The following is a 24,503-nucleotide window of genomic DNA, read 5'->3' on the forward strand; positions in this document are numbered from 1 at the left end:
TTGGGGCAGATGCCCCGGGAAAAGAGTTAACAAGCAAATTTCAAGCCATCTGGCAAATGGCGCGCGGATGGTATCCGCAGTCACCATGGCAGGCCCGACCCGTTGCGCTACTGTCGACGACGGCGGTTCATCTGCCCAAAACACAAGCAGCCAAAGGCTGGTTTTTCGATCATATGGGTGGTTTTGCGATCCGGGAAGGAACAGGAATGATGAAGTTCACAGATCGCCGCAGCTTCCTGCGGCACAGCGCGTCGGCCGCCATGTTCGGCCTCATCGCGGCGCAGGTCGATTTTTCCCGCCCGGCTTTTGCCGGGGATGCCAAGCTGACGGGACCGCTCAATGTGCTGGCCTGGTCGGGTTACGACGATCCCGAGCTGATGAAGGGCTTCAGCGAGGCGACCGGCGTCGAGCTGAATGTCAAGGAGGCGGAAAGCAACGGCGCCCAGCTCGACCTCCTGCGCGCCGGCACCATCAAATTCGATGTGATCAATCCCGATGCGGTATGGACGTCGAAATTCGCCCAGGCCGGCCTGACGCTGCCGATCGACACGGCGGAGCTGTCGTCGATGAACGACTTCTTCCCGCTGTTCAAGAACCGGGCCGAAACCATGTTCGAGGGCAAGACCTATGGCGTGCCGACCCGCTTCGGCGTCAATGGCTTCGTCTACTGGCCGGACAAGATTTCCGCTTCGGCCGCCCTGGATGCCGACCTCGCCTGGGATGAGAGCCTCAAGAACCGGGTCGAGATCATCGACTGGCCGGAGCTCTATCTGTGGATGGCCGGGCAGTGGCTCGGCCTGCCGGCGCCCGAGACGGCGGTGGGCGATGACCTCGCCAAGATACTCGAGCGCATGAAGTCCTTCCGGCCCAATATGCGCGCCTTGCAGGCGGATATGGGCACGGTGAAGTCGGATCTCATCAACCGTGAGGCCTGGATGGTGTGGGGCGCGTCGAGCGACAATGTCGCGACCACCGCCAAGCTCGCCGGCGCCAATGTCGAGCTCACCATCCCCAGGCAGGGCGGCGCCATGTGGATGGAGACACTGCAGATCGTGCGCGGCACCGAGCATCTCGCCTCGGCGATCGCCTATCTCAACTACATGACGAGTGCCAAGGTGGCCAGGCAGATGGCCTGGGGCCGCGACAAATTCGCCGTCACCAATGCCAAGGTGATGGAGCTTCTGAGCGCCGAGCAGGTGAAGACGCTGGGCCTCGACAAAATCGAGGAATGGGCGTCGCAGTGCAAGATGAGCCAGGCGCCCGCTGACGACCAGGCCTGGGCTGATGCCTGGCAGCAGTTCAAGACAGCCTGACGGGATCCCGCCTCTCCATGCATATACGCCTCATCGTTCCGGTGCTGGACAGCGAAGCGCTGGTCGGCAAGGCGGAAATGGAATACCGCGCCTTTGCCGCGCCGGGCACGACCGTGTCGGCGGTGCCGCTCAGGCGCGGGACCTTTTCGATCGAGGCCGAGTTCGATTCAGCACTCGCCGCGCCCGAAGTCATGCGCCTGGCGCGTGAGGCGGAAGCGGAAGGAGTCGATGCCTGCACGATCGTCTGCTTCACCGATCCGGGCCTGTTCGGGGCGCGCGAGCTCGTCTCCATCCCGGTGATCGGGGAAGGGGAGGCGGCGCTGCATGCCGCTGCCATGCTGTCGTCGCGCTTCACGGTGATGATCACCGAAGAGGCATTGTTTCCGTTGATCCGCCGCGTCGTCGCCCGCTATGGGTTCAGCGACAAGCTCGCTTGCGTCAAGGCGGCGGGCGCCCGCGTTCTCGATCTCGATGAGAGCCGGCTGCCCCATGTCATCGCCCAATGCAGCGAGGCGGTCGAGCGCGACGGCGCCGAAGCGGTCGTCATGGGGTGCACGGGCACGGGTTTCGATATGGCAAGCTCGGTCGAGACGGCGCTCCATGAGCGCTTCGGCGTCCATATCCCGGTCATCGATCCCGGCAAGGTGGCGGTCAAATTCGCCGAAGCCTTCGCCGGTGCCGGCCTCAGGCATTCGAAGCGCGCTTTCCCCTTGCCCGGCTCGGCGCGCAGCGAATATGGCTTTGCTTGATGGAGCGCATTTCCGGCGGCAGTCCGACGATCCTTCCCTCCCAGCGCCGGCGCCGGCGTTTCGCGCTGGCGGGCCTGGCGCCGCTCGTCCTGTGGCAACTCGTCTTCTTCGTGGTGCCGCTCCTCATCCTGCTGGTGATCAGCTTCTGGACGATGCGGAACTACCGCCTCGAGCCCGGCTTTTCGCTGGAGAACTACCGCGCGGTATTCGCCGATCCGGCTCTGTGGCGCAGCCTCGTTCTGTCGCTCGAAACCGCCTTCTTCGTCACCCTGGCCTGCGCGCTCCTGGGTTATCCCGTTGCCTATTTCATCGCCAAGAAGGCGGGGCGATTCCGCATCGTGCTCCTGATCGCGGTCATCGCGCCGTTCTGGATCAGCATCGTCATGCGGATTTCGGCATGGCGCATCCTGCTCGGCGAGAACGGCGTCATCAACCAGGCGCTGATATCGCTCGGGCTCACCAGCGAGCCTCTGGGCGGCTTGCTCTATTCGCCGGTTTCGACCGCGATCGGGCTCGTCTATGCTTATCTGCCGCTCTATGTGCTGCCGCTCTATGCGGCGATCGACCGGATCCAGGACAGCTGGATCGATGCCGCCAAGGATCTCAATGCCGGGCCGGTCAGGGCGTTTCTCGAAGTGACATTGCCGCTGTCGCTGCCCGGGCTCGTGGTCGGCGCGGTGTTCTGCTTCATCTTCGGCCTCGGCGAGTTCGTGACGCCGGCTCTGCTGGGCGGCGGCAAGCAGCTCCTCATCGCGCAGATCATCCAGGATGAATTCCAGCGCCGCCAGGACTGGCCGGGAGGTGCGGCCATCGCCATGGTGCTGCTGGCGATCGTCTTCACGCTCCTCCTTCTCTCCATGCGTTACCTGCGCATCGCCAGCGGGGAAAGGCCGTGAGCGCCACTGCCCTGAAATTCCGTCAAGCGTCGGCGGGCAGTGCCGCGTTCATCGCCTATTCGGCGCTCATCTATCTGTTCCTCTATCTGCCGATCGTCGTGATCGTGCTTTTCGCTTTCGATGCCAAGCCGGTGCCCGGCCTGCCGCTGGCCGGCTTCACGACCGGCTGGTTCGCGCAAGCGTCGGCGGATCCCGTGCTGGTCGGCGCGCTCCTCACCAGCACCAAGCTGGCTTTCTTCTCTGCGGCGCTCGCCACAGCCCTCGCCATGCCGGCGGCAATGGTGCTGGCCTGGTTCCCCACCCGCTTCAAATCCCTGATCCTCTGCCTCGTGCTGGGGCCGGTGGTGCTGCCGCAATTGGTGCTGGGCCTCGGCTTCGTGTCGCTGCTGCGCGGTGCGCCCAATCTTGTCGGCGAGCCCGCGATCGTGCTCGCCCACACCACGATGACGGCAAGCTATGCGACGATGGTGCTCTATTCGCGCCTGCTCGGCTTCCGCCGCTCCTATATCGAGGCGGCGATGAATCTGGGCGCCAATGAGCTCACCGTCTTCCGCGAGGTGATCCTGCCCTTGACCTTGCCGGCGCTCATCGCCGTCTTCCTGCTCGCCTTCACCGACGCCTTCGGTGAGTTCATCGTCGCCTGGTTCGTCGCCGGCTTCACCAAGACGCTGCCGATCGTCATCTGGACATCGCTGCGCCAGGTGATCTCGCCCAAGGTGAATGCCATCTCGACCATCATCATCCTCGCCTCGCTGGCCCTGAGCGTGCTGGCGCAGCTCTGGGTCATCCGCCAGGCGCGACCATCGGCAAGGGTGGGCGCATGACGAAGCGCGCGGGCGATATCGAGCTGGTGAAGGTTTCGAAGCGTTATTCCGGCGCCGCAGCGGTCGATGACGTCTCGATCGCGATCGAAGCGGGCGAGTTCGTCACCGTGCTCGGCCCCTCGGGCTGCGGCAAGTCGACCCTGCTGCGCATGGTGAGCGGCTTCGTCGAGCCCGATGAAGGCGATGTGCGGATCGGCGGGGCGTCGGTCACCGGACTGCCGCCCTATCGGCGCGACACGGCCATGGTGTTCCAGGACTATGCCTTGTTTCCCCATCGCACCGTCGCCCAGAACATCGCCTTCGGGCTCAGGATGCGGCGCATGGAGAAGAGCCAGATCGCGCGCAAGGTCGATGCGATGCTGGAGCTCCTGAACCTCGCGGGCTTCGGCAACCGGCGCATCGGCGAGATATCGGGCGGGCAGGCGCAGCGTGTGGCGCTGGGCCGGGCGCTGGTGGTCGAGCCCGCGGTGCTGCTGCTCGATGAGCCATTGGGCGCGCTCGATCTCAAATTGCGCAAGCAGATGCAGGCCGAGCTCAAAGGAATCCATCGCAAGCTGAAGCTCACCTTCATCGCCGTCACCCATGACCAGGAAGAGGCGCTCAACTTGTCGGACCGGATCGCGGTGATGAATGCCGGGCGCATCGAGCAGTTCGCGGATCCCGAGACGATCTACAATCGCCCGGCCAGCCGGTTCGTGGCCGATTTCGTCGGCGAGGCCAATCTCTTCGATGCGACCGTCATCGGGCCCGGCATGGCGCAGCTTGTGGGCGATGGCAGCACCGTCGCTCTCTCTGGCGACGGCCTGCCGCCGCCGGGAAGCCGGCTCACGCTCGCGGTGCGTCCCGAGGCGATTGCGGTCGCGGCGACGGGCAAGGGCGTGGCGGCCATCATCGAGGATATTCTGTTCTCGGGTTCCGTCCGGCGCATCGTCGGGCGGCTGGCGAATGGACAGCGGGTCACCGCCATGCAGCCCGCGGCCGCCTTCACGCCGGCGCTCGGCCAGAGCGCCGTCTTCGCCTGGACCGCGGAAGCGGCCTGGATCATCCGGCCTTAAGTCTCCTTGAGGGAAATATGCGCGCCATCGAACTCCATGAACTTGAAGCGCTGGCGATCGGCGCCGGCATTCTCGGCACCGGCGGCGGCAATCACCCGCATCTGGAGCTGCTCTGCGCGCGTGCCGCCTATGCGGCGGGAAAACGGGCGCAGCTCCTCGCGCCGGAAGAATTGCAGGACGACATGCGCATTGCCGTCCTCGCCTTCATGGGCGCCCCGCTCGTCACCAAGGAACGACTGCCCGAACCCATCTCGGCGTGCCGGGCGGTCAGGTTGATGGAACGGCATACGGAGAGGAAATTCGATGCGGTGATGTCGGTCGAGATCGGCGGCGAGAATGCCTTCCTGCCGCTGCTCGTCGGCATGGAGCTCGACCTGCCGGTGGTCGATGCGGATGCAATGGGGCGCGCCTTCCCGGAAGCTCAGATGGCGAGCTTCGCGATCCGGGGGCTCGATGTCTATCCCTTCGCGCTCGCCGATATCCGCGACAATGAAGTGCTGATCGCCAAGGCCGAGAATGCGCTGTGGACGGAACGGCTCGGCCGCAAGGCCGCGATCGAGCTCGGATCCATCGCCGGCACCTGTGCCGCGCCGCGCAGCGGTGCCGAGGTGAAGGCGCATGGCATATTGGGCTCGACCAGCCGCGCCATCCGGCTCGGCGACATCGTCCTCGACGCACGCCGCAGGCATGAAGATGCGGTCGCGGCGATCCTCGCGGCAGGAGACGGCGCTCTTCTTCTGCGCGGCAAAGTCATTGACGTGTCGCGGCGCACCACCGACGGCTTCGTGCGCGGCAAGGTGCGGATCGCAGGCGAGGGCAGGACCCTCGATATCGATTTCCAGAACGAATTCTCGGTGGCGCGGCTCGATGGCGAGATCATCGCCTGCGTGCCCGATCTCATCACCGTGCTCGATGCCGAAACGACGGAAGCGATCGGCACGGAAGTCATCCGCTACGGCCAGCGCGTGGCAGTGGTCGCCCTCCCGGCCGATCCGATCATGACGAGCCCCGAAGGTCTGCACACGGTCGGACCCCGCGCCTTCGGTTTCGATTTCGACTATCGGCCCTTCGCGCGCCGCGGCCATGCAGGAGTGCCGTCATGAGGCGGATCGGGATCGATGTCGGCGGCACCAATACCGATGCGGTGCTGCTCGAAGGCACGACGATCCTGCGCGCGATCAAGACGCCGACCACGGAAGACGTGACGAGCGGCATCAAGGCGGCGCTTGCCCATATCCTGAAAGACGGTGTCGCGCGAGAAGCGCCCATCGGCGCGATCATGATCGGCACCACGCATTTCACCAATGCGGTGGTCGAGCGGCGCGGCATCGCGCGGACCGCCGTCGTCAGGATCGGTCTGCCGGCCGCCGCTTCCCTGCCGCCTTTCATCGAGTGGCCCGAAGATCTGCGGAGCAAGGTGGAAGGTCCGACCTTCCTGCTGCGCGGCGGCAATGAATTCGACGGCAGGCCGATCGTGCCCTTCGACCGCGATGGCATGCGCCGCGCCGCGGCGGAGATCGCGGCAAGCGGGGTCGATTCGGCGGCCATCACCGCCGTGTTCTCGCCGCTTACCGATGCCTGCGAGGAGGAAGCGGCGGCGATCCTGGCGGACGTGGCGCCGCAGGTCTCGGTCACGCTGTCGAGCGCGCTCGGACGCATCGGGCTCATCGAGCGTGAGAATGCGACGATCCTCAACAGCTGCCTGCATGGCCTGGCGCGGCGCACGGTGAAGGCTTTCCGGACGGCGATTGCCGAAAGCGGGCTCTCGGCGCCGCTCTATCTCACCCAGAATGACGGCACCGTGATGCTGGCGGAGCTGGCCGAACGCTTCCCCGTCCTCTGTTTTGCCTCGGGGCCCACCAACAGCATGCGCGGTGCCGCACTGCTGTCGGGGGTCGAAAACGCGATCGTTCTCGATGTCGGCGGCACGACCACCGATGTCGGCATGCTGCAGGGCGGCTTTCCGCGCGAGGCGAACAGCAAGGTGGACATCGGCGGGGTGCGCACCTCCTTCCGCATGCCCGATGTGGTCTCGATCGCGCTGGGCGGCGGAACCCTCGTCACACCCGCGCCCCTCAGGATCGGTCCCGAGAGCGCCGGTTTCCGGATTACCGAGCGGGCCCGCGTCTTCGGTGGCCCCGACCTTACGCTCACCGATATCGGCGTCGCCCGTGGCAAGGCGGAGATCGGCGACAAGGCGCTGGTCGCTGAAATCGGCGCGGAGCTTCAGGCCGATACCGCATCCTGGGTCGCCGGCAAGATCGCCGACATGATCGACCGCATGAAGACCAGCGCCGCCGATGTCCCGGTGCTGGCGGTGGGCGGCGGCGCCTTCCTGGTGCCGGACGAGCTGCCGGGCGTCTCGCAGGTGGTCAAGGTCGTGAATGCCGGCGTCGCCAATGCGGTCGGCGCCGCCATGGCGCAAGTGAGCGGCGAGATCGACCGGATATTCCAGAACCGCTCGCGCGAGGACGCGATCGCGGAAGCGCGCGCCATCGCCGATGAGCGGGCCGTCGCCGCCGGCGCCCGCAAGGACAGCCTGGCGCTGCTCGATGTCGAGGACATGCCGCTCGCCTATGTTCCCGGCAATGCGCTCAGGGTCAGGGTGCGCGTCGTCGGGGATGCGTTGTAGACACGATCATCGCAGGATGACGATGGCTGCATTTGCGGCTAGGCTCCGGTGATGCGTGAGGCCATCATCGCTCTCGTGATCTTCTTCTGCCTGCTCGCCGCCGCCTTCGGCACGCTCGAGGCCTATGCGCGGCTGCCCGGCAAATACCGGGAGGACGATACATTCAATGTGGTCAGGCTGGTGGCGACCATTTTCGTGATGATGTCGTCGCTGGTGCTGGGCCTGATGGTCAATTCCTCGCGCAATGCCTTCGAGGCGATCGACCGCGATCTCAAGGGCTTCGCTTCCGGGCTCATCCTGCTCGACAAGACCCTGGTGGATTACGGGCCCGAGGCCGAGGCGGCGCGCCAGAGCCTCGTCGCCTATACGAAGCAGGCGCTTGAAGGCTCATGGCCGAGCGAAAGCCCGTCGGCCGAGCTCGACCGCAGCGCCGAGCAGACGCTCAACGACGTGGGCCGCAAGCTGCGCGAGATCAGGCCTCCGGACAATGAGCATATGGCGGTGTGGCAGGACGCCCGCCAGCAATATCGCAAGCTGGTGGAGCAGCGCTGGACCCTGGTGGGGGAGACCGAGAGCGGCCGCCCCGGCGAGCCCTTCATCGTGATGGTGGCCCTGTGGCTGATCCTGATCTTCGCCAGCCTTGGCTTGCGGGCGCCGCGCAACGGCGTTGTGGTGTCGGCTTTCGTGCTCGCCGCGGCACTCATCTCCGGCGTCCTCTATCTGATCCTCGATATGGAGCGGCCTTTTTCAGGGCCGATCCGGATATCGCCGGCGCCGCTCGAGCGGGCGCTCCAGGAAATGCAATCGTAAAGCTCAGCTTCCTGCCATGGCGGGCGCCAGCAGCGAGATATTGTGCTTGAACATGTCGAGATAGGTCTCCCCACCTTCGCCCTTCTCGGAGAGGGCGTCGGCGAAGAGCGCGCCGCCGGCCTTGACGCCGGTCTCGCGCGCGATCTGGTCGATGAGGCGCGGGTCGCTCATATTCTCGATGAAGAGGGCCGAGATCTTGTCGTCCCTGATCTGCTGGATGAGCTTCGCGACATCGGCGGCGGAGGCCTCGCTCTCGGTCGAGTAGCCTTCCGGCGCCAGGAAGGTGACGCCATAGGCGGCGCCGAAATAGCCGAAGGCGTCATGCGTCGTGATCACCTTGCGCTTGGCCTCGGGCACCGCGGCGATGCGCGCCTTCACCTCCTTGTCGAGGCTCTCGATCTCGGCCGAATAGGCCTTGGCATTGGCCCGGAAGGTGTCGCAATGGGCGGCATCGGCCTTGCACAGGCCATCGGTGATGTTCTTCACATAGAGGAGCCCGTTCGAGAGATTCTGCCAGGCATGCGGGTCGGTCTCCTCGACGCCATCCTCGATCATGGCGCGCGACTTGACGCCGTCACTGGCGATGACGGTCTCGCCCTTGAAGCCCGTCGCCTCGACGAGGCGCTCCATCCAGCCCTCGAAGCCCAGCCCATTGGCGAAGAAGACTTGCGCCCCGGCCAGCGATTTCGCGTCGGCGGGCTTCGGCTCATAGACATGCGTGTCGGAATTGGGCCCGACAATGGTGGTGACCTCGACAAGATCGCCGCCGACGCGGTGAACCATGTCGCCGAGGATCGAGAAGGTGGCGACGGCCTTGAGCTTCTCGGCGGCAAAAGAGGGTGAGGGCGATGCGAGCATCGCAGCAGCGATGAGGGCTGAGGCGGCGGCTAAGGAGTTCAACGACAGGGTCATGGGGCTTCTCCTTCAGGCAGTCAGATGGCGTTTGGGCTTGAGGCGGCTCAAGAGGATGCCGCGGGGGGCTAAAATGAGCGACGCGGCATAGAAGATGCCGGCGGTGAGGATGATCGCGGGGCCGGAGGCGAGGCTCCAGTGGTAGGAGGCAAGCAAGCCCAGATAGCTCGACAGGAGGCCGATCGCGATCGCCATGAGGCACAGAGGCTCCAGATCGCGGAACCAGAAGCGGGCCGCCGCGGCCGGCAGCATCATCAGCCCGACGGCGAGCAGCGTGCCCAGCGCCTGGAAGCCTCCGACGAGATTGAGGACGACGAGCAGCAGGAACACGAAATGCGCCAGAGGCCCGGCATTGCTGACCGAGCGCAGGAAGCTCGGATCGAGGCACTCGGCGAAAAGTGGACGCCACAGAGCGAGAAGGGCGATGGCGGTGATGCTGGCGATGGCGCCGATGAGCAGGAGCGCCTCGTCATTGAGGGCCAATACCGTGCCGAACAGCACATGCATGAGATCGACGCTCGATCCCTTGGCGCTCACCAGCAGCACGCCAAGAGCGAGCGAGATCAGGTAGAAGGCGGCAAGGCTCGCATCCTCGCGCTGGATGGTGAGACGCGAGACGGCGCCCGCGGCGAGCGCCACTAGCACGCCGGCGGCGAGGCCGCCAAAGGTCATCGGCAGGATGGCGAGGCCGTAGAAAAGAAAGGCGGCCGCGGCGCCAGGCAGGATGGCATGCGCCATGGCATCGCCGGTGAGGCTCAGGCGCCTCAGCATGAGAAAGACGCCGACCGGGCAGGCGCTGAGCGAAAGAATGCCGGCGCCGGCAAAAGCGCGCCGCATGAAGGCGAAATCGGCGAAAGGAGCGATGGCGAAATCATACAGCGTCATGCCGTCACCTGCCGGCACCAGTCGGCTTGCATGTCCCAGGCTTCGTGCATCCGCCGGGCCTTCAGCAGATTCTCAGGGTGCAGCGCCTCTTCGGTGCGGCCCCAGGCTATCGCTTCGCGGGTGAGGAGGATGGTGTGGGGGAAATGCCGGCGCACCAGCTCGATATCATGCAGCACGGCGATCACGGTGCGCGCCTCACCATGCCAGCGGCGCACGAGGTCGATGAGATCGGCGACGGTGCGGCTGTCGATGGCGGCGAAAGGCTCGTCGAGCAGGATGACGCGCGCATCCTGCAGCAGCACGCGGGCGAAGAGGGCGCGCTGCAGCTGCCCGCCGGAAAGACTGTCGAGTGGGCGGTCGCGGAAACCGGAAAGGCCGACGGCGTCGAGCGCCGTCGACAATTGCGCGTTGTCGTCGCGCGTCAGGCCGGCGAAGAGACCGCGCTTGCGCCACAGGCCGAGGCTCACCAGGTCCTCGATCGTCGCGGGAAAGCTGCGGTCGATGTCGCTTGCCTGCGGCAGATAGGCGATGTCATGCGCGGCAAAGCCGACCCTCTCGATGCGTCCGCCAAGCGGCTTCAGCGCGCCGACGAGACCTTTGAGAAGCGTCGACTTGCCCGATCCGTTGGGACCGATGACGGCCGTCAGCGAGCCCCTGCCGACATCGCCATTGAGATGATGCACGGCGGGATGGCCGTCATAGCCAAGGGTCACATCATCGAGACGGAAGCACGGCATCCTCACCTCATGACCAGGAAAAGCGTGAGCCAGAGCAGGGCGACAACGATGGCGGCGAGGCCCAGGCGCTGGGCGAGGCCGAGCTTCAGGAGCTGCGATGAGCCTCTCATGCCGAGGCTCCGTTTCGCGCTGCGCAGTCGGCGCATGTGCCGGAAAGCTCGATGCTGATCGTATCTATCTGGCAGCCGGCCGCGAGACCGGGCCAGGGCGCAGCAACCGGCAGATCGAATTCGGTGGCGGTGCCGCAGCTCTTGCAGACGAAGAAGCCCGCCGGCTCGTCATGCTCGGGATGCGCGCACATGACATAGGCGTTGAGGCTGGCGATGCGATGGATGCGCTTCTGCTGCGCCAGCCTTTCGAGCGAGCGATAGACCTGGATGGCGGCGCGCGTCGGTGAGCCATGCAGCGCATCGAGGATGCCGTAAGCCGACATGGGCCGGCGCGTCCGTTGCAGAACGCTGAGCACATTCTGCTCATGGGCGCGGATATCGCTGCGCTGGCGCACCAATGGCTTTCCCCTTCAACTCGTCAGGGGAGTGTTATGTTATAACATTTCGGTCTGTCAAGTCGGAATCGGGAGAGGCGGAATTACAAATGCTTCATCAAATCCTTCAGCCGGTCCTCACCTGCGTCTCGGCGCATAACCGTTGGCGACGAAGGGGCCGCCCTGATACTTCACCGCGGGGTCGGTGAAATCGCGCTTGTCGCCGTCAGGCAGAAGCTTGTCGGCGAAGGCTTCGGCATTGTCCTGCGGGCGGTAGTCGACATGGGGGTTGAGCTTGTTGCTCCACCAGCTGCGGTCATTGTTCGACACGCCATAGAGGATGGTGCAGCCGAGGCGCTCGGCCGCGAAGCAGGCCTCGATCAGGCGCAGCAGATCCTCATAGCTCTGCCAGGTGGAGAGATGGCGCGGATCGATGGGGTCGGGCCTCGCCGTGCCGATGCGCAGGCAGGCGATATCCATGCCGTATTTGTCGGCGAAGAAGCTCGCGAGATCCTCGCCGAAGGCCTTGGATACGCCATAGAGCGTGTCGGGGCGCTGCGGCACGCTGGCATCGAGATGCTCGCCGCTGGCATAGAAGCCGATGGCGTGATTGGAACTCGCATAGACGATGGGGCCGGCCTCATGGCGGCGCGCCGCCTCGAAGACATTATAGGTGCCGGCGAAATTGGCCTGGAGCAGCTTGTCGAAGGTCGTCTCATAGGAAATGCCGCCGAAATGGATGATGCGGCCGGTGCCCGCCACCAGGCGGTCGACGGAAGTGGCATCGGCGACGTCGGCGATGACGATCTCCTCATTCGGCAAGGCAGGCCCGAACTCGACCACATCCGATGAGCGCAAGGCGCCATATTTCTCGATGAGCCGCGGCCTCAGCCAGCGGCCCAGAAGGCCCGCGGCGCCGGTGAGGAGGAGGGGGCGTCTGTCGGTCATGCTAAATCCCATTCGTCATATTCGGGCTTGGACAAAGTTGTCAGGCGAGTTTATATGCTGGCCGCCATCCTTCAAGATGTGACATATCGCATCGTTCCCCCCGAGGCCTCATGATCGTCGATTCCCATGTGCATGTCTGGTCCAGCGATCCTCAGGCCTATCCCTGGCAGCCGCTCCTCGCCCATGTGCCGCCGCCGACCTATGCCGCCCCGGTCGAGAGGCTCATCGCCGACATGGCACATGCCAGGGTCGACAAGGCGATCCTGGTGCAGCCCAGCGTCTATGGTCGCGATCACCGCTATCTGATCGATTGCCTCAAGCTGGCGCCCGATCGCTTCATCGGCGTCGGCCTGGTCGACCTGCGCTCTGCGACGCCGCGCGAGGATTTCCTCGATCTCATCGCGAAGGGGGCCGGCCGCGGCCTGCGCCTCAACACGATCCGGCGCGGCGATGTCACAAGGCTCACCGGCCCCGATTATCGTGATCTCTTCGAAACCGCGGAAGAAAAGGGAATTTCGATCGCCTTCCAGATGGATATCGAGCAGGCGCCGGTGGTGGCCCAGTTGGCGGCGCAACATCGCGCGCTGCCCCTGATCGTCGATTATCTGGGACCTGAGATTCACGGGCGCAGCGATTCAGCGCCTTATCTCGATCTCCTGGCCGCGCAGCCCAACGTCCATTTCAAGCTGCTGTGCACGGCGGAAGACACGAAGAGCGCCTATCCCTTTGCGGATGTCGTCGCCTTCTATCGATCCGTATTCGCCCGGTTCGGAGCGGAGCGTGTGATGTTCGGCTCGGACTATCCGGGGGCTGCAAACATATGCAGCTATGACAAGCTCATCCAATGGGGCGCGGATTTCCCCGGTCTCGGCACGGCCGAAAAGGCGCTGGTCATGGGCGGAACGGCAGCGCGGCTGTTCGGCATTTCCGCGGAAAAGACGTAAGACAAGTTTATGTCTTGGGTTGACTTGCCGTCCGATGCCGGGCTAGGAGGGACCTTGATCGCAACCATCATCCGCGGACAGGAACAGACCAGTGCATAGTGACTTGGGACAATCGGTCGTGGCGGTGCCGCCGCTCGCCCGTCATGACGACCTCTCCCTCAATGTCGACGCCAACCGGGCGCTGATCCGCCATCTCGAAGCGGGCGGGGTATCGACGCTGATGTATGGCGGCAACGCCAATTTCTACCATGTGGCGCCCGGCGACTATGCCGAGGTGCTCGACATGCTGATCGAGCTTGCCTCGCCGGCCAGCTGGGTCATTCCCTCGGCCGGTCCCGATTTCGGCAAGCTCAAGGACCAGGCCAAGGTGCTGCGCTCTCGGCCGTTCCCGACCGCGATGGTGCTGCCGGGCATCGGCATGGCGACCGATGCCGGCATTGTCGCGGGCATCAGCCGCTTCGCCGAAAGCTTCGGCCGGCCGGTCATCATCTATCTCAAGGCGGAGAACTATCTCTCGGTCGCCTCGGTCACGCGGCTGGTCGAGCAGGGTGTCGTCTCGGCCATCAAATATGCGATCGTGCGCGATGATCCCCGCCAGGACGCCTATCTGGCCGAGCTCGTCACCCGCATCGACCGCCAGCGCATCATCAGCGGCATCGGCGAGCGCCCGGCGGTCCAGCATTGGCGGCATTTCGGGCTCAGGGCCTTCACCTCGGGCTCGGTGGCGCTGGCCCCCCGGCTGTCGAGCGCGCTGCTCGGCGCACTCAAGGCCGGCAATTTCGACGAGGCCGAGCGCCTCAGGCAGCTCTTCCTGCCCTTCGAGACGGCGCGCGATGACATCAACCCGACGCGGGTCCTGCATGACGGCGTGACGCTGGCGGGCATCGCCGATATGGGGCCGATCCTGCCCATGCTGTCCAATCTCGACGAGGCCGATCGCCGGCGCGTGGCGCCGGCGGCCAAGGCCCTTCTCGCCCAGAATGCCGCGATGGCGAAGGGCGCTGCTGCCTGATGCGGCGGCGTCTCAGGGCTCGATGCTGTCGCTGAGCACGCGCAGCCGGGCATTGTCGATATGGGTGCGCATGGCATTGCGCGCCTCTTCCGGCTCCTCGGCGGTGATGGCGGCGAGGATGCGGCTGTGCTCCTGCTGGACGAGCTGCAGGCGCCTTGTGCTCTGGCGCAGTGACAGGGTGCGGGCGAGCTCCATGCCGCGCAGCGTATATTCGGACAGCACTTCCATCGTCTGCACGAAGATCTGGTTCTGGGCGGCGGCGCCGATCGCCACATGGAAGGCCTGATCGGCCTCGCTGCCGATCTCGCCGGTGGCGATGATCTTCTCGAGATCATCGAAAGCACGCTTCATGCGGTCGAGATCGGCCTCGGTGCGCCTTGTCGCGGCGAGGAAGGCGGCCTCGCCCTCGAGCCCGATGCGGAATTCCATGCAGCGCATCAAACCGGCAATGTCGTCGATCGGCGCCAGGAGGGCAAAGGCCTGGTTCGGCCGGCGCTGGACGAAAGTGCCCGAGCCATGCCGCGAGATGACGACGCGGTCGGCCTGCAGGCGCGACAAAGCCTCGCGCACCACCGGGCGGGAAACGTCATAGAGCTCGCAGAGCTGGCTTTCGGAGGGCAGCTTCTCGCCTTCCGGCAGGGCGCCCGAGACGATGCGGTCGAGGATCTGGCCATATAGCTGGTCGGCCAGGCGCGACGGTCGGCTCGGCGACTGCACGCGCCACTCGGTCTTGCTGCGCAGCGGCTTATCGGCGGATTTGCGCGCCAAGCTCGTTCTCCCGTCTTTCCTTCACCCAACGCGTTGTCCGCGTCATTTACAACCCATCCGTGTTTGCAGCATCGCCCGATCTTGCGCAAGCCCCCGACGGACGTCTTGCCCAAACATGTCTGATAAGTTTACAATTCATTTCGTCGTGACGCAAATGAGGCCCGGCATGGGCCAAGCGGCAGGGCGACAGGCTTCGATCTGACAGGGAAATCACACATATGAGCGTAAACTTCCAGGACCGTCTCGATGCTCTGGGGGCCGAGCTGCCGCCCGCCGCCAAGGCCGGCTCGCCTTTCTTCCTGCAGGCGGCGGTGATGGGCAATCTCGTCTTCATGTCGGGCCAGATCCCGCGGCGCGGCGATGACATCATGTATAAGGGCCGGGTCGGCGACACTCTGAGCCCCGAGGAGGGCTACAAGGCGGCAAGGCTCTGCGCGCTCAATCTGGTGGCGCAGCTCAAGGAAGCCTGCGGCGGGCGCATCGACAAAGTGCGACGGTTCCTCAAGCTCACCGTCTTCGTCAATGCGTCGCCAGGCTTCACCGACGCCTCCGGCGTTGCCAATGGCGCCTCCGAGCTTCTGATGGAAGTCTTCGGCGAGGCCGGCCGCCACGCGAGGAGCGCCATCGGGGTCGCCACCCTGCCGCGCGGCGTCGGCGTCGAGGTCGAGGCCATTGTCGAGATCGCGCCATGACCACGGCGCCGCGCCGGCGCGACCCGCGCTACGACATATTGTTCGAGCCGATCCGCATCGGCCCCAAAGTGATGAAGAACCGCTTCTACCAGGTGCCGCAATGCACCGGCGCCGGCCATCCGCGGCCGGGCTCCAATGCCGGCCACCGGGCGGTGAAGGCGGAAGGCGGCTGGGGCGGGCTTTCGACCGAAAGCTGCTCGATCCATCCCGAGGTCAACCAGTCGACATCGACCAACACCACCCTGTGGGACGAGGGCGATGTCATCAACCATCGCCACATGGTGGACGAGGTCCATAAATGGGGCGCCCTGGCGGGCGTCGAGCTGGGCGCCGGCGGGGTCAAGGACAATCTGTGGAGCCGCTATGTGGCGCCGGCCTTCGACCGCTATCCGTCCGGCGGCACGCCTAAGGTCTACACCTATCCCGCGGCCGAGGAAGACATCGACCGCGTCATGCAGATGTATGAGGACGCGGCCCGGCGCGCCAGGGATGCGGGCTTCGACATTCTCTATATCCACGGCGCCGCCGGCGTCTTTCCGGTGCATGCGCTGTCGCGTCATTTCAACCGCCGCACCGACAAATATGGCGGCTCGTTCGAGAACCGCGCCCGCTTCTGGGTCGAGGCGCTGGAGCGGCTGAAGAAGGTGGCGGGCGATGAGTGCGCGGTGGCGACCCGTATCTCGATCGACGATCTCGCCGGGCCCTGGGGCCTCGAGCTCCATGATGAGGGCCTGGCCTTCGTCGACTACATCACCAGGCTCGGCCTCGTCGATATGTGGGACATCATCATCGGCGGCTCGGGCAACGACATGTGGGGCGAGGATTCGGGGCCGTCGCGCTTCTACAAGTCGAACCACCAGTCGCCCTGGAACGCGGAAGTGAAGCGCATCGCCAAGGTTCCGGTGGTCGGCGTCGGTCGCTTCACCGAGCCCGACGAGATGGTGCGGGTGATCCGCTCGGGCCAGCTCGACATCATCGGCGCGGCCAGGCCTTCGATCGCCGATCCCTGGCTGCCACGCAAGATCGACGAGGGGCGCATCGAGGATATCTGCGAATGCATCGGCTGCAATGCCTGCGTGTCGCGCTTCAACCTCAACAACATGATCATCTGCACGCAGAACCCGACGGCGCTCGAGGAATATCGGCGCGGCTGGCATCCGGAACGCTTCGACATGGCGCCCACGCCCGAAATGGTGCTGGTGGTGGGGGCGGGGCCTTCCGGCCTCGAATGCGCGCGCGTGCTCGGCAAGCGCGGCTATGAGGTGCATCTCGTCGAGGCGAAGGAACAGCTCGGCGGCCATCTGCGCGATGTCGTGCGCCTGCCGGGCCTTGCCGAATGGGGCCGCGTCTATGACTATCGCGAAGGACAGATCGCGCGCATGAGCAATGTCACGGTGATGCGCGGCACCGGCCTCGTCACCGCCGACGACATTCTCGATTATGGCGCCAGGCGCGTGGTGCTGGCGACGGGCGCGCGCTGGGTCGGCAATGGCCTTGGCGCCTCGGGGCCAGACGCGATCTCCGGCATCGACGCGGCGCTCGATCATTTCGTCACGCCGGAACAGTTCTTCGCCGGCAAGGCGATCGGCGAGCGCGTCGTGGTGCTCGATTCCGACGGCTATTTCATGGGCATCAGCATCGCCGAGGTGCTGGCCGACCAAGGCAAGCAGGTGACGCTCGTCACCCATCTCGACACTGTCGCGCCGATGACGGGATTGACGCTCGAAGGCTATAATCTGCGCCGCATGATGCGCGAGAAGGGGATCAAGGAGCGCCTCGCCCACTGGGTCGACAAGGTCGAGAAGAATGACGACGGCGTCGATGTCTTCCTCTACGATCTCTACCGCGACGGCTCGCGGCGGACCACGCGCCCCGAGACCGGCATCTATCCGCGCCGGCTCGGCAATGCGGTCGATATAATGAGCTGCGACAGCGTGATCCTGTGCACGGCGCGCGAATCGAAGCGCGAGCTCTATGACGATCTCACGGCGCTGAAGCCGCGCTGGAAGGAAGCGGGGCTCGAGACGGTGGTGCGCTCAGGCGACTGCCTGGCGCCGCGCTATCTGGCGGATGCCATTTTTGACGGGCACCGCATCGCGCGCGAATTCGAGAGCGCCAACCCGGAACGGCCGCGCGCCATCATCCGCGAGCGCCAGATCTGGGGGCATGAGACATTTCCGAAGCTCGGGGATCACGTGGTGTAGCAAGTACGCGCGCTCCTAAATCGTCCCCGGCGAAGGCCTTTTACCCTCGCCCTGCAAGCGAAGCGCAGCAGGGAGAGGGCAAGGCCGCCATCCTTCTGCGTTGATGAGTTTTCTTTACCGCCCTTTCTTCCATTTCTCGAAAGCGGCAAGGCTCTCTTCGTTGGGCGGATAGAGTCCGTAGGTCGACTGGCCGGCCAGCACCCGCTCGATGACGAAATCCTCCATCAGCGTCTGCTCGGTGCCCTGGCGCGCCACCTCATCGGCAAGATGGCGCGGGATCACCACGACGCCCTCGCGGTCGCCGACAATGATGTCGCCCGGATAGACCGGCACATCGCCGCAGCCGATCGGCACATTGACGTCGACGGCGTGATGGCGGGTGAGGTTGGTGGGCGCGGCGCGGCCGGCGCAATAGACCGGATAGTCGAGCGCCTCGATGGTGGGTGAATCGCGCAAGCCGCCATCGGTGACGACGCCGGCGGCGCCGCGCATCATCGTGCGGCTCACCAGGATACTCCCGGCGCCGGCGGCGCGCGCATCCTGGCGGCAATCGATCACCAGCACATGGCCCGCGGGGATCGTCTCGACCGCCTTGCGCTGTGGATGCTCGCGATTCTCGAAGACGGCGGAGACATCGATATCCTCGCGCGCCGGAATATAGCGCAAGGTGAAGGCCTCGCCGACCATCGAAGGCCCGCCGGTCGTCAGCCGGTAGACTTTGTGCATGAAGGTGTTGCGCAGGCCGCGCGCCATGAGCTGCGAGGTCAAGGTCGCGGTGCTGATGCGCGACAGGAGGGCGCGGGTTTCGGGCGAAAGGGGCTGTGTGCTCATCGCGAGACGTCCTGGTTGCTGGATGTGAGGAGAGATCAGAAATAGGTGCGGATGGCCGAGACGACATTGTAGTCGTCGTCGACGACCGAGATGACCTGCCATTTGTCGAATGTCGTGCAGGGATGCGAGATGCCGAAGGCCACCATATCGCCGACGGCGAGCGGGCTCGTCTCCGGAACCTGCAAATAGCAGTGCTGGTCGTTGAGCCCGGTCACGACATAGCCCGGTCCGAAGGACTGCAACGAGCTCACGGTGACGCCTTGACCGGGCCGCAGCCACTTGAGCGGCGTCGGCATGGCGGAATCGAAGGAGATGTCGCGCCGGCCGACGGTGAGGATGGCCCGGTTGGGTTCGGGACGCGATTGCACATAGGCCCAGACTTCGAGCGCGGCCTGCGGTGCCGGACCCAGATCATCGACCCAGGGCGTGCGCGCCCGCAGCTGCGCGAAATGCTTCACATAGCTGTCGGAATCATGGGTGAGGTAGCAGCCGCAGCGCAGCACCAGGCGGTGAGGCCGCGACAGGCCGGCCTTGCTGAACCGTTTTGTCACCATATCGTAGAAGACCGTGCCCCCGGCGGTCAGCAGGATCTCGCCCTCGCCGAACAAAGCCTCGCGGTCGCAGCCCGTGGCAATATCGAGAAGGCTCGAGAGGAAATCCTCCACCACTTTCGCCGATTCCTCAGGCGTCGGCTTGCGCAGCAGGCCCTCATAGCCGCCGACGCCGCGCAAGGAGAGATGAGGCGCTTCCGCCTTGATGGCGCGCGCCACCTCCATCGCCTGCTCATGGGTGCGGCAGCCGGTGCGCCCGCCCTGGAAGCCGCCTTCGAGGATGACCTGCAGCGGCCGGGTAAGGCCGCCAGCACGCGCGGCCTGACCAAGCTGGCGCACCAGCGCCACCGAATCGACGAAGCAATAGAAGTCGAAGTCGGGATCGCGCTTGAGCTCATCGATGATGTAGCGCTGCGACCTCGCGCCGACCGGCTGATTGGCGAGCAGCAGGCGTCCGAAGCCGAACTGTCGCGCCACCTGCACCTGTTCCACGGATCCCAGGGTGATGCCCCAGGCGCCGTCGGCGATCTGGCGGGCATAAAGCTGCGGGCTCATGGTCGTCTTGCCGTGCGGCGCGATATCGGCGCCGGTCGCCGCCAGATAACGGCGCATCCAGCTGCTGTTATGGGCGATGGCGCTCTCGCGCATCACCGCCGCCGGCAAGGGCAGGTCCTCGCGCAGGATATTCCAGCCCTTCTTGCCGATGCCGGCCAGCGTCATCGGCATTATGTCGCCCGGCATGCCTTTCACCGTCCGGTCGATGGCGGAGGCTTCGATGGCGGACAAATCGATCTTGGTCATGCTTCGGGCTCCGTCCCGCAAACCGCTGTTCTTCCCAAACTTGTCTTACATCTCTATTCTCAGTGGATTCAATGGCTTTTCGAGAAAATTCCGAGACATTGCGGAAATCGCGGAAAACCGGGCCTGTTTTCGCTGCCGGACGCAGTGCGGTCACGACGGCAAAACCTGACTTACAAGTTTATGAATTCTTGACAGACGGTCGTCGACATGTAAGCGTACTCGTCGCACCATCCAATTTTCGAAAAATAACCAGGGAGGACTACCAGGTGAGAAATGTGATGATGGCGCATGCCGCCGACGCGCGCCCGGTCGCCGGCATGGGCTCAAGCCGCAAACTATCGGGATTTGTCGTCGCCCTCGGCGCGCTGTGCCTTGGCGCCACGACGGCGCTCGCCGTCGACTACAAGCAGGCGCCGATGCTGGACGAACTGGTCAAGGCCGGTACCTTGCCGCCGGTCGCCGAGCGCCTGCCGGCATCACCGCGCGTGATCACGCCGGTCGAGAAGGTCGGCAAATATGGCGGCACCTGGCGCTCCGGCATGGTCGGCGGCTCGGACCGCAACTGGCTGTTCCGCATCGCCGGCTACGAGCCGCTCGTCGCCTGGGACCGCGAATGGAGCGGCAAGGTGGTGCCGAACCTCGCCGAGGAGATCAGCAACAGCGCCGATGCCAAGGAATATACGATCAAGCTGCGCAAGGGCCTCAAATGGTCGGACGGCAAGCCCTTCACCAGCGACGATATCGGCTTCTTCATCAATGACGTCGCCGGCAACAAGGAATTGCTGCCGAACGGCATCGACTGGATGATGAGCGGCGGCGAGCCCGGCAAGTTCGAGAAGGTCGACGACACGACCTTCAAGATCACCTTCAAGGAGCCCTATGGCGTCTTCCCGCAGAAGCTCGCCAGCGTCTATGGCGTGCAGATGACCATGATGGCCAAGCATTACTGCTCGCAGTTCGAGCCCGCCTACAACAAGGATGGCCTCGATGCCCTGATGAAGGAGGCCGGCGTCGGCACCTGGACCGAGCTCTTCATCAAGAAATGCGCGGTCGACACGGAAGCGAACGAGCGCTGGCAGAATCCCGACCGTCCGACCATGGAGCCCTGGGTGATCAAGGACCCCTATATCGGCGGCGCCACTTTGGTCACGCTCAAGCGCAATCCTTATTATTTCAAGGTCGATCCGGAGGGGAACCAGCTTCCCTATATCGATGACCTCAGCGTCTCGGTGAATGCCGACAAGCAGACGCTGGTGCTCAAGGTGGTCAATGGCGAGATCGACTACCAGGACCGCCATGTCAACGCCAATGCCAACCGCGCCGTCTTCACCGATGCGGCCGAGAAGGCGCAGATCCATCTCGTCGATGGACCCAATGCCGACATGAACACCACGATCATCTCGTTCAACCTGACCCACAAGGATGCGGTGAAGCGCGAGATCTTCAACAACAAGGATTTCCGCATCGGCCTGTCCTATGCCGTCGACCGGCAGGCGATCATCGATGCGGCCTTCGTCGGCCAGGGCGAGCCCTGGCAGGCGGGGCCACGCAAGGAGTCGCCTTACTATAATGAGAGGCTCGCCAAGCAATATACCGAATATGATGTCGCCAAGGCGAATGAGCATCTCGACAAGGCCTACCCCAAGAAGGACAGCGAGGGCTTCCGCCTGGGGCCGGACGGCAAGCGGATCAGCTTCAACATCATGGTGATCCCGGCGCTCGGCGACTTCCTCGACTCGACCCAGCTCACTGCCCAATACTGGCAGGCGGTCGGCGTCGATGCGAAGGTGCAGACCGTCGACCGCACGCTGTTCTACGACCGCAAGGACAATAACGACCAGGACGCGTCCGTGTTCCTCGGCAGCGGCGGCATGGGCGATGCGCTGTTCGAGCCGACCTTCTACTTCCCGTTCTGGAACGAGAGCCTGTTCGCGGTGCCGTGGGGCAACTGGTATGCCTCGGGCGGCAAGTCGGGCGAGGAGCCCACGGCCGCGGCCAAGAAGCAGATGGAGCTCTATCGCGAGGTGTTGAAGACGGCGGATGTGGGCAAGCAGAACGAGCTCATGCAGCAACTGCTCAATATCGCCGCGGACGAGTTCTATGCCATCGGCATCAGCACGCCGGGGCCGTTGTTCTCGGCGGTCAAGAACAACCTGCACAATGTCTATGCCAGGCCCTTCGCCTGGACCTATCCGAGCCCGGTGGCGAGCAATACCGAACAGTATTTCTTCGATCCGCCGCGCTGATTGCTGTTATAGAGAACACCGGCCGGGCTCCAGCCCGGCCGGCATCCCGCCCTGAAATTGACCGGTCATGTTTGGTTTCATTTTCCGCCGCCTGCTCTGGATGATTCCGTCCTTCTTCGCGGTGACCGTCGTCGCCTTCGTGATCATCCAGCTGCCGCCCGGCGATTTCGTCACCAGCTATGCGGCCGACCTCGCCACTTCGGGCTCGCCCGCCGATTCAGCGACGCTCGATGCGCTAAGGGTGCGCTACGGCCTCGACCAGCCCATGGTGGTGCAGTACCTGACCTGGGTGGGCAATGCGTTCCGGGGCGATCTCGGCATGTCGTTCGAATACCGCTCGCCGGTCGCCAGCATCATCTGGGACCGGCTCGGCATGACGACGCTGGTCGCCTTCTGCACGCTCGCCTTCGTCTGGCTCGTTGCCTTCCCGGTCGGCATCTTCTCGGCCGTCAAGCAATACAGTATCGGCGACTATGCCGTCACTTTCCTGAGCTTCCTCGGCATGGCGACACCGAGCTTCCTCCTGGCGCTGGTCGTCATGTATCTCTCGGTCGAGTTCCTCGGCTATTCGGTCGGCGGCCTGTTCTCGCCCGAACAGGTCAACGCGCCCTGGAGCTGGGCCAAGGTGATCGATCTCCTCGGGCATCTGTGGATCCCGGTCGTCGTTCTCGGCGTCGCCGGTATCGCCGCGCTGGTGCGCATCATGCGCGCCAATCTGCTGGACGAGCTCGGCAAGCCCTATGTCGAGACCGGGCGTGCCAAGGGGCTGCCGGAAGCAACCCTCATTTTGCGCTATCCGACGCGCGTCGCGCTCAATCCGTTCATCTCGACGGTAGGCTGGGTGCTGCCGGTGCTCGTCTCAGGTGATGTGATCGTGTCGAGTGTGCTGAGCCTGCCGACCTCGGGGCCGATCCTGATCCAGGCGCTGAAGACGCAGGACATGTATCTGGGCGGGGCTCTCATCATGTTCCAGTGCGTCCTCGTCCTCATCGGCACGCTGCTCTCCGACATTCTCCTCGCTTTCGTCGACCCGCGGATCCGTTATGACAATTAGCTCCGAGCCCGCCGCAGAGACCGGCCCGCCGATGGCCCATTCGACGCCGAAGCGCGATTCCGCCTCGCAGTGGCGGTTGATGTGGTGGCAGTTCCGCCGCCATCGCCTCGCCATGGTGAGCAGCTTCGTGCTGCTGCTCATCGCTTTTGTCGGCCTGTTCTGCGAGTTCCTGGCGCCGTTCTCGCCCGATGCCTTCTCGCCGCGCTATACCTATGCGCCGCCGCAGCGCCTGCATCTCTTCGATCGCAATGAAGAGGGGAGCCTGGTGTTCCGCCCTTATGTCAATGGCTACAAGGTCACCATCGAGCAGGCCGCGCTGCGCCGCGTCTTCACCATCGACGAGAATGTGAAATATCCGGTCGGCCTGTTCGTCAAGTCCGATCCCTATCCGATGTGGGGCGGGCTCTTCACGCTCGAGACCAAATTGTTCGGGCCGCTCAAGAAGGGCGATCCCCTCTATCTCCTGGGCGCCGACCGGCTCGGCCGCGACATGCTGAGCCGCATCGTCTATGGCACGCGCATCTCGATGTCGATCGGCCTCGTCGGCGTGGCGCTGAGCCTGATGCTCGGCATCATCCTGGGCGGCATATCGGGCTACAAGGGCGGCATGGTCGACAATGTCATCCAGCGCGTCATCGAATTCATCCTGTCCTTGCCGACGACGCCTTTGTGGCTCGGCCTCGCCGCCGCCATGCCGAACAACTGGCCGCCTTTGCGCATCTACTTCGCCATCACCCTCATTCTGTCGCTGATCGGCTGGACCAGCCTGGCGCGCGTCATCCGCGGCCGCTTCCTGTCGCTGCGCACCGAAGACTTCGTCACCGCGGCGCGGCTCGACGGGGCGAGCGAGAAGCGCATCATCTTCCGCCATATGGCGCCGTCCTTTGTCAGCCACATCATCGCGGAAGTGAGCCTCGCCATCCCGGCGATGATCCTGGCCGAGACGGCGCTGAGCTTCCTGGGCCTCGGCCTGCAGCCGCCGATCGTGAGCTGGGGCGTGCTTCTGCAGGAGGCGCAGAATATCCGCTCGATCGTCACCGCGCCCTGGCTGTTCGCGCCGGGTGTCGCGGTGGTGATCGCCGTGCTTTCCCTCAATTTCGTCGGCGACGGCCTGCGCGACGCCGCCGATCCCTACCGGCAATGATGTTCGATGCA

Annotated in this window: 23 protein-coding genes; 15 read left to right on the plus strand and 8 right to left on the minus strand. The window is 64.8% G+C overall.

The window, feature by feature from the left end:
* The first annotated feature begins 206 nt into the window (after positions 1-206).
* Genes DT068_RS02110 through DT068_RS02145 form a run of 8 tightly spaced genes read left to right on the plus strand, consistent with a single transcriptional unit; the run spans position 207 to position 8,279 of the window.
* Positions 207-1,313: an ABC transporter substrate-binding protein gene (locus tag DT068_RS02110; protein ID WP_162913956.1), complete on the plus strand. Its 1,107-nt coding sequence runs from the start codon at positions 207-209 to the stop codon at positions 1,311-1,313.
* 17 nt (positions 1,314-1,330) lie between these two features.
* A complete protein-coding gene (locus tag DT068_RS02115) occupies positions 1,331-2,062 on the plus strand; it encodes an aspartate/glutamate racemase family protein (RefSeq protein ID WP_119388105.1) in 732 nt (243 codons plus the stop codon).
* A complete protein-coding gene (locus tag DT068_RS02120; RefSeq protein WP_119388106.1) occupies positions 2,062-2,958 on the plus strand; it encodes an ABC transporter permease in 897 nt (298 codons plus the stop codon). The genes DT068_RS02115 and DT068_RS02120 overlap by 1 nt, the downstream gene beginning before the upstream one ends.
* Positions 2,955-3,782, plus strand: coding sequence for an ABC transporter permease (locus tag DT068_RS02125; RefSeq protein ID WP_119388107.1), 828 nt, complete (start codon positions 2,955-2,957; stop codon positions 3,780-3,782). Before DT068_RS02120 ends, DT068_RS02125 begins: the two co-directional genes overlap by 4 nt.
* Complete coding sequence (locus DT068_RS02130; protein WP_162913957.1) at positions 3,779-4,837, plus strand: ABC transporter ATP-binding protein; 1,059 nt, start codon at positions 3,779-3,781, stop codon at positions 4,835-4,837. Before DT068_RS02125 ends, DT068_RS02130 begins: the two co-directional genes overlap by 4 nt.
* Positions 4,838-4,854: 17 nt before the next feature.
* Positions 4,855-5,940 (plus strand): S-methyl thiohydantoin desulfurase family protein, encoded by a 1,086-nt coding sequence (locus DT068_RS02135; protein ID WP_119388108.1) that lies wholly within the window; start codon positions 4,855-4,857, stop codon positions 5,938-5,940.
* The gene (locus tag DT068_RS02140; RefSeq protein ID WP_119388109.1) at positions 5,937-7,469 is read left to right on the plus strand and encodes a hydantoinase/oxoprolinase N-terminal domain-containing protein; all 1,533 of its coding nucleotides are present in this window, start codon (positions 5,937-5,939) and stop codon (positions 7,467-7,469) included. The genes DT068_RS02135 and DT068_RS02140 overlap by 4 nt, the downstream gene beginning before the upstream one ends.
* Before the next feature lie 51 nt (positions 7,470-7,520).
* Positions 7,521-8,279 carry a bestrophin-like domain gene (locus DT068_RS02145; protein ID WP_119388110.1) on the plus strand — a complete coding sequence of 253 codons (759 nt, stop codon included), beginning with the start codon at positions 7,521-7,523 and terminating at the stop codon, positions 8,277-8,279.
* A gap of 3 nt (positions 8,280-8,282) precedes the next feature.
* Here the strand turns inward: DT068_RS02145 and DT068_RS02150 are convergent, their stop codons facing one another.
* From DT068_RS02150 to DT068_RS02170, 5 genes are all read right to left on the minus strand, one after another.
* The gene (locus tag DT068_RS02150) at positions 8,283-9,191 is read right to left on the minus strand and encodes a metal ABC transporter substrate-binding protein (protein WP_119388111.1); all 909 of its coding nucleotides are present in this window, start codon (positions 9,189-9,191) and stop codon (positions 8,283-8,285) included.
* A 12-nt stretch (positions 9,192-9,203) separates the two neighbouring features.
* Entirely contained in the window at positions 9,204-10,076 is an 873-nt protein-coding gene (aztB, locus tag DT068_RS02155; RefSeq protein ID WP_119388112.1) for a zinc ABC transporter permease AztB, read from the minus strand.
* Entirely contained in the window at positions 10,073-10,819 is a 747-nt protein-coding gene (gene aztA / locus DT068_RS02160; RefSeq protein WP_438816397.1) for a zinc ABC transporter ATP-binding protein AztA, read from the minus strand. Before aztA ends, aztB begins: the two co-directional genes overlap by 4 nt.
* A 100-nt stretch (positions 10,820-10,919) precedes the next feature.
* Complete coding sequence (locus DT068_RS02165; RefSeq protein WP_162913958.1) at positions 10,920-11,318, minus strand: Fur family transcriptional regulator; 399 nt, start codon at positions 11,316-11,318, stop codon at positions 10,920-10,922.
* A gap of 117 nt (positions 11,319-11,435) precedes the next feature.
* Entirely contained in the window at positions 11,436-12,245 is an 810-nt protein-coding gene (locus DT068_RS02170) for an NAD-dependent epimerase/dehydratase family protein (RefSeq protein ID WP_119388115.1), read from the minus strand.
* Between the two features lie 110 nt (positions 12,246-12,355).
* Between DT068_RS02170 and DT068_RS02175 the strand changes: the two genes are divergently transcribed.
* Positions 12,356-13,189 carry an amidohydrolase family protein gene (locus tag DT068_RS02175; protein ID WP_119388116.1) on the plus strand — a complete coding sequence of 278 codons (834 nt, stop codon included), beginning with the start codon at positions 12,356-12,358 and terminating at the stop codon, positions 13,187-13,189.
* Positions 13,190-13,280: 91 nt separating this feature from the next.
* Positions 13,281-14,201, plus strand: a complete 921-nt coding sequence (locus DT068_RS02180; protein ID WP_119388117.1) for a dihydrodipicolinate synthase family protein — start codon at positions 13,281-13,283, stop codon at positions 14,199-14,201.
* 12 nt (positions 14,202-14,213) lie between these two features.
* On the opposite strand, the gene DT068_RS02185 is transcribed toward DT068_RS02180, so the two are convergent.
* Positions 14,214-14,969 (minus strand): FadR/GntR family transcriptional regulator, encoded by a 756-nt coding sequence (locus tag DT068_RS02185; protein WP_368904368.1) that lies wholly within the window; start codon positions 14,967-14,969, stop codon positions 14,214-14,216.
* Positions 14,970-15,187: 218 nt separating this feature from the next.
* Here DT068_RS02185 and DT068_RS02190 point away from each other — a divergent pair, with 218 nt between their 5' ends.
* Positions 15,188-15,661 carry a RidA family protein gene (locus DT068_RS02190; RefSeq protein ID WP_119388118.1) on the plus strand — a complete coding sequence of 158 codons (474 nt, stop codon included), beginning with the start codon at positions 15,188-15,190 and terminating at the stop codon, positions 15,659-15,661.
* Complete coding sequence (locus tag DT068_RS02195) at positions 15,658-17,865, plus strand: oxidoreductase (protein ID WP_119388119.1); 2,208 nt, start codon at positions 15,658-15,660, stop codon at positions 17,863-17,865. The genes DT068_RS02190 and DT068_RS02195 overlap by 4 nt, the downstream gene beginning before the upstream one ends.
* A gap of 114 nt (positions 17,866-17,979) precedes the next feature.
* Here DT068_RS02195 and DT068_RS02200 read toward each other — a convergent pair whose 3' ends face one another.
* On the minus strand, positions 17,980-18,696 hold the full coding sequence (locus tag DT068_RS02200; protein WP_119388120.1) for a ribonuclease activity regulator RraA: 717 nt from the start codon (positions 18,694-18,696) through the stop codon (positions 17,980-17,982).
* A gap of 35 nt (positions 18,697-18,731) precedes the next feature.
* Entirely contained in the window at positions 18,732-20,048 is a 1,317-nt protein-coding gene (locus DT068_RS02205) for an amino acid deaminase (RefSeq protein WP_119388121.1), read from the minus strand.
* Positions 20,049-20,326: 278 nt separating this feature from the next.
* On the opposite strand from DT068_RS02205, the gene DT068_RS02210 reads away from it, so the two are divergent.
* The 3 genes from DT068_RS02210 to DT068_RS02220 all read left to right on the plus strand — a co-directional run bounded on the left by DT068_RS02210 (position 20,327) and on the right by DT068_RS02220 (position 24,492).
* Positions 20,327-22,294, plus strand: a complete 1,968-nt coding sequence (locus tag DT068_RS02210; protein WP_162913959.1) for an ABC transporter substrate-binding protein — start codon at positions 20,327-20,329, stop codon at positions 22,292-22,294.
* Positions 22,295-22,361: 67 nt separating this feature from the next.
* Positions 22,362-23,348: an ABC transporter permease gene (locus DT068_RS02215; RefSeq protein WP_119388123.1), complete on the plus strand. Its 987-nt coding sequence runs from the start codon at positions 22,362-22,364 to the stop codon at positions 23,346-23,348.
* Between the two features lie 31 nt (positions 23,349-23,379).
* Positions 23,380-24,492: an ABC transporter permease gene (locus DT068_RS02220; RefSeq protein WP_368904389.1), complete on the plus strand. Its 1,113-nt coding sequence runs from the start codon at positions 23,380-23,382 to the stop codon at positions 24,490-24,492.
* The last annotated feature ends 11 nt before the right edge of the window (positions 24,493-24,503 follow it).

This window comes from Taklimakanibacter lacteus (assembly GCA_003576695.1).
In the GTDB taxonomy this organism is placed as follows: Bacteria; Pseudomonadota; Alphaproteobacteria; order Rhizobiales; family Aestuariivirgaceae; genus Taklimakanibacter; species Taklimakanibacter lacteus.